The following is a 4,662-nucleotide window of genomic DNA, read 5'->3' as shown; positions in this document are numbered from 1 at the left end:
CGCGCCCAGCGCCAGCAGCGGCCAGAACAGCAGCCGCAGCTGCCGGGCCGCCGTGGCCTGGTACATGTGGGTGCGCTTCGAGAACAGCCCCGTAACCCAGCGCGCCGCGCCCAGCACCACAAAAATTACCACGGCCGCCTCCAGCAGCGGCCGAAAAAAGGTCGACTTCATGCCTGCGAAACCAGCCCCGCGCTACGCCCGCACCTGCACCCAGGCTTCGCCATCGTGGTGCTCGCGCAGGTGGCCGAAGGATTCCAGCGCCAGCCCGTGCTTGGCAAAAACGGCTTCCACGGCCGCGCGCCCGGCCGGCTCCACGCACACCAGCAGGCCGCCCGACGTTTGCGGGTCGCAGAGCCAGGCGCGCTGCTCGTCCGTCACGGGCCCAATTTTGTGGCCGTAGCTGGCCCAGTTGCGGCCGGTGCCGCCGGGCACGCTGCCCTGCTTCAGGTAGCTTTCGGCTACCGCGAGGCGGGGTACTTTGGCGAAGTCGATTTCGGCTGTGAGGTGGCTGCCTTCACACACTTCGGCCAGGTGGCCCAGTAGGCCGAAGCCGGTCACGTCGGTCAGGGCCGATACCGCTTTCAGCTGGCTTAGCTCCGCACCAATCTTGTTCAGCTGCATCATCTGGGCCGGGGCCAGGGTGGCGTCTTCATCACGCAGAATCCCCTTCTTTTGGGCCGTCGTCATGATGCCCACGCCAAGCGGCTTGGTCAGGAACAGCTCCGAGCCGGCCGTGGCCGTGTCGTTCTGCTTCAGGTCTTTAATGGCCACCATGCCCGTCACGGCCAGCCCGAAAATGGGCTCCGGCGAGTCGATGCTGTGGCCGCCGGCCAGCGGAATGCCCGCCTCGGCGCAGATGCTGCGGGCGCCTTCCAGCACGCGACGCGCTACTTCTGGCGGCAGCTTATCCACGGGCCAGCCCAGTACGGCAATGGCCAGCAGCGGCCGCCCGCCCATGGCGTACACGTCCGAAATGGCATTGGCCGAGGCAATGCGCCCGAAATCGTAGGCATCGTCCACGATGGGCATGAAAAAGTCAGTGGTCGAAATCACCGCCTGGCCCCCGCCAATGTCGTACACGGCCGCATCGTCGCGGCTGGCGTTGCCCACCAGCAGGTTAGGGTGCTGGGGCTGGGCAATGCTGGTGTGCAGCATCTGGTCGAGCACGGCCGGCGCAATTTTGCAGCCGCAGCCCGCGCCGTGGCTGTATTGGGTGAGTTTATACTCCATCGGTTCAGAATTCAGCATGCAACAAAAGTACGCGGGCGGCCCCCGAGGAGCCGCCCGCTACAACTGCAAATAGTCCGCGTCGGTTATTTAATGCTGACCGGCAGCTCCACGTTCTCCCAGCGCAGCACCAGGCCCGGCGACTTCACCTCGTACACCAGCCGCTCCGTCAGCGTAGCCGATTTGCGGGGCGTCACCATCACGCGCAGGGCGTCCTGCTTCTCGTCGTATTTGAAGGCGCCCCACTGGTTGGCGGTTTTGTTGAAGATGACCGTCCAGGGCCCGCTTTCGGCCGGAATCACGAAGAAGCCGTACTTGCCGGCCGGCAGCGCCTTGCCTTCCACCGTCACGGCCTTGCTGAACTCGACCGTGGTGGCCTCGTTGGCTCCGGCGCGCCACACCTTGCCGTACTGCTCCAGTCCGCCGAAAATCTTGCGGCCCTTCACGCCCGGGCTGCTGTAGTTCACCGTCACGTCGGTGCTGCCGATTTTGCCGGTGGCTGTGGCGGCCGGGCTGGGCTTTTCTTTAGCGGCACCCTGAGCGGGCATGGTGGCGGGCGTCGTTTGGGCGTGGGCGCCGCCGGCCAGCCCCAGGGCCAGGCCAACAACAGCCGAACGAAGAACGGTGTGAGCTTTCATAAGAATGACTGATTGAAAATGAGGATGAATGAGGCCGTGAAGTTCGGTGCCGCTCCGCAAACCCCATACCTGCTGCCGAGGTTTGCCAAAGACACTGATTGCCGCCGCAGTTGCAAGTGTTACCGTGTTGCCGAACTCCAAAACAGAGCCGTCAGGCTCCCCTCTCCCCAAGGCTTCAAGCATCAAGCGAACTGGGGCCGGGGGTGAGGTGTCATCGTTGGCACCGTCGCGGTGGTTTTACGCCATGCCCGCCGCCCGCCCCGGCTCATCTTGCTTTCCGCCCCCGATTGTCGTACCTTTGCCCCGAAGTTGGTATTCAATCTGATAAAGAGGGGACGCGCAGTCCCCTCTTTTTTTGCCCGCTTGTTTCAATCCCTATGCGTTTCGACCGTAACCTGCTGCTGGAGATGCTCCACGACGCCATGAGCGACCAGGAGTTATTTGTTGTGGGCCTCACCGTGTCCGATTCGGTGCTGCCCAAAGTCACCGTCGTGCTCGATGGGCCTACCGGCCTGGGCATCAACGAGTGCGCTACCATCAGCCGCCGCCTGGCCCGCCGCATCGACGAGCACTACGGCGAGGAGTCGGCGTACTCGCTCGAAGTAACCAGCCCCGGTGCCGACCAGCCCCTCACCGACCCGCGTCAGTACGCGCGCCATATCGGCCGCTCGCTGGCCCTGAAGCTGAACGACGGCACCGAAAAAACCGGCACCCTCATCACCGCCACGCCCGAGGGCGTCGAAATTGAGGAAGTGCTCAAGCAAAAAACCAAGAAAGTCACGCTGCCCGCCGCTTTTTATTCCTTCGGGGACATTAAAGAGGCCAAGGTTGTTATTTCCTTTAAGTAATTTAAGCTGTTAGCTAACAGCCTCTAGCCGTTAGCTGACGTTCTGTTCCATTCAAAAAAAGCTAACAGCCGACCGCTCTTAGCTAACAGCTCAAAAAATGAACAGCCACGAACTCATTGAATCCTTCGGCGAATTTGCCCGGAGCAAGAACATCGACCGGCCCACGATGATGAGCATCCTGGACGACGTGTTTCGCACCATGATTCGCAAGAAGTACGACCAGGACGAAAACTTCGACGTCATCATCAACCCCGACAACGGCGACCTCGAAATCTGGCGCAACCGCGAAATCGTGGACGACAACTCCGAGGACATCTGGGACCACGACAAGATTCCGCTGGCCGAAGCCCAGAAAATCGAGCCCGACTTTGAAGTAGGCGAATCGGTGGCTGAAGGCGTGAAGCTGGAAGACTTTGGCCGTCGCGCCGTGCTCATGGCCCGCCAGACGCTGATTCAGCGCGTGAAGGACCTCGAGCGCGACAACCTGTACCAGAAGTATAAGGACCAGGTGGGCGAAATCGTGACCGGCGAAGTGTACCAAGTGTGGAGCCGCGAGGCCCTCATCATGGACAAAGACGATAACGAGCTGGTGATGCCCAAGTCGGAGCAAATCCCCAAAGACCGTTTCCGCAAAGGCGACACCGTACGCGCCGTGGTTCACCGCGTGGAAGTAATTAACGGCACGCCAAAAATCATTCTGTCGCGCGCTGCGCCGGCCTTTCTCGAGCGTTTGTTCGAGCTCGAAGTGCCCGAGATTTATGATGGCCTCATCGTCATTAAGAACGTAGTGCGCGAGCCCGGCGAGCGCGCCAAAGTAGCCGTGGAGAGCTACGACGAGCGCATCGACCCCGTGGGTGCCTGTGTGGGCATGAAGGGCAGCCGCATTCACCCGGTGGTGCGTGAGCTCGAAAACGAGAACATCGACATCATCAACTACACCGACAACCTCGAGCTCTACATTGCGCGGGCACTATCGCCGGCCAAGGTGGGTTCTATGAAGATAAACCAAGAGAACGGCCGGGTTTCGGTATTCATGAAGCCTGACCAGGTGAGCCTGGCCATCGGCCGCGGCGGTGCCAACATCAAGCTGGCCAGCCGGTTGGTGGGTATGGAAATCGACGTGTTCCGCGAAGCTACCGATTACGAGGAAGACATCTCGCTCGACGAGTTCCAGGACGAAATTGAGCCTTGGGTACTGGCTGAGCTCAAGAAAATTGGCCTCGATACCGGTCGCGCCGTATTGGCGGTGAAGAAAGACGACATCGTGCGCCGCACCGAACTGGAGGAAGAAACCGTGGACGATGTGTACCGCGTCATCCGTCAGGAATTTGCCGACGACGAGGACCTTGACGACACGACGCTGGAAGCCGCCAAAAACCGTGTAGCAGCCAGCAAAACCAACGAAGAAGCTGCCGTAACGCACGCTTCGGCTACTGCCACCACGGCCGAGCACACCCCGCTGGCTGGCGAGGCGGAGGCATCAGCTGAGGAAGCGGGCGCAGGCTCTCCCGCCGAGCCAGCCCAATGACGGCCGCGCGGCCGGTACGGCAAGGGTAACAAATCGAGCCAGCAGGCGCGGTTTGTGCCCTGCTGGCAAGATTTAATGTAATACCTTTGCAATTAGAAGCGTATCGTACGCGAGAAAAGATAGAATGGCGGAAGCAACCCCGAAACGGCTACAACAGGCGGCCAAAGACCTGAATATTGGAATGGACAGGGTGGTAGAAGCCCTGGCCAAAAAAGGTATACAAGTAGAGAACAAGCCGACCACGAAGCTCACCGGTGAGCAAGTGGCCTCGCTGGAGAAGGAATTCGCCGCCTCTGCCCACGACCGTCAAGAAGCCCAGAAAGTCATTCAGGCCAAGCGCCAGAGCGACCTCGACGCGGCTCCGAAACCTGCTGTCCCAGCCCCGCGCCCCGCGCCGGTGGCAACGCCTGCGCCGGCTGCC

General features: G+C 61.3%; 5 protein-coding genes. 3 read left to right on the top strand and 2 right to left on the bottom strand.

Going from position 1 to position 4,662, the window contains the following annotated elements:
• Nucleotides 1–192: 192 nt before the first annotated feature.
• Together selD and ACYVDE_RS14950 are read right to left on the bottom strand one after the other, a co-directional pair.
• Nucleotides 193–1,230, bottom strand: coding sequence for a selenide, water dikinase (gene selD, locus ACYVDE_RS14955; protein WP_460502342.1), 1,038 nt, complete (start codon nt 1,228–1,230; stop codon nt 193–195).
• Nucleotides 1,231–1,313: 83 nt separating this feature from the next.
• On the bottom strand, nt 1,314–1,865 hold the full coding sequence (locus ACYVDE_RS14950; protein ID WP_460502341.1) for a DUF2911 domain-containing protein: 552 nt from the start codon (nt 1,863–1,865) through the stop codon (nt 1,314–1,316).
• A 377-nt stretch (nt 1,866–2,242) separates the two neighbouring features.
• Between ACYVDE_RS14950 and ACYVDE_RS14945 the strand changes: the two genes are divergently transcribed.
• From ACYVDE_RS14945 to ACYVDE_RS14935, 3 genes are all read left to right on the top strand, one after another.
• Complete coding sequence (locus ACYVDE_RS14945; protein WP_460502340.1) at nt 2,243–2,713, top strand: ribosome maturation factor RimP; 471 nt, start codon at nt 2,243–2,245, stop codon at nt 2,711–2,713.
• 97 nt (nt 2,714–2,810) lie between these two features.
• Entirely contained in the window at nt 2,811–4,241 is a 1,431-nt protein-coding gene (gene nusA, locus ACYVDE_RS14940) for a transcription termination/antitermination protein NusA (protein ID WP_460502339.1), read from the top strand.
• A 181-nt stretch (nt 4,242–4,422) separates the two neighbouring features.
• Nucleotides 4,423–4,662: hypothetical protein (locus ACYVDE_RS14935; protein ID WP_460502338.1), on the top strand; the 240-nt coding region annotated here is incomplete at its 3' end.

The sequence above is a fragment of the Hymenobacter agri genome (assembly GCF_054778495.1).
Note: the sequence above shows the minus strand (reverse complement) of the source record. Positions and strands in the feature narration are given on the sequence as shown.

Excerpts from the sequence above, each read along its gene's own strand:
- selD (WP_460502342.1), bottom strand. The coding sequence starts at position 1,230 with ATGGAGTATAAACTCACCCAATACAGCCACGGCGCGGGCTGCGGCTGC.
- ACYVDE_RS14950 (WP_460502341.1), bottom strand. The coding sequence starts at position 1,865 with ATGAAAGCTCACACCGTTCTTCGTTCGGCTGTTGTTGGCCTGGCCCTG.
- ACYVDE_RS14945 (WP_460502340.1), top strand. The coding sequence starts at position 2,243 with ATGCGTTTCGACCGTAACCTGCTGCTGGAGATGCTCCACGACGCCATG.
- nusA (WP_460502339.1), top strand. The coding sequence starts at position 2,811 with ATGAACAGCCACGAACTCATTGAATCCTTCGGCGAATTTGCCCGGAGC.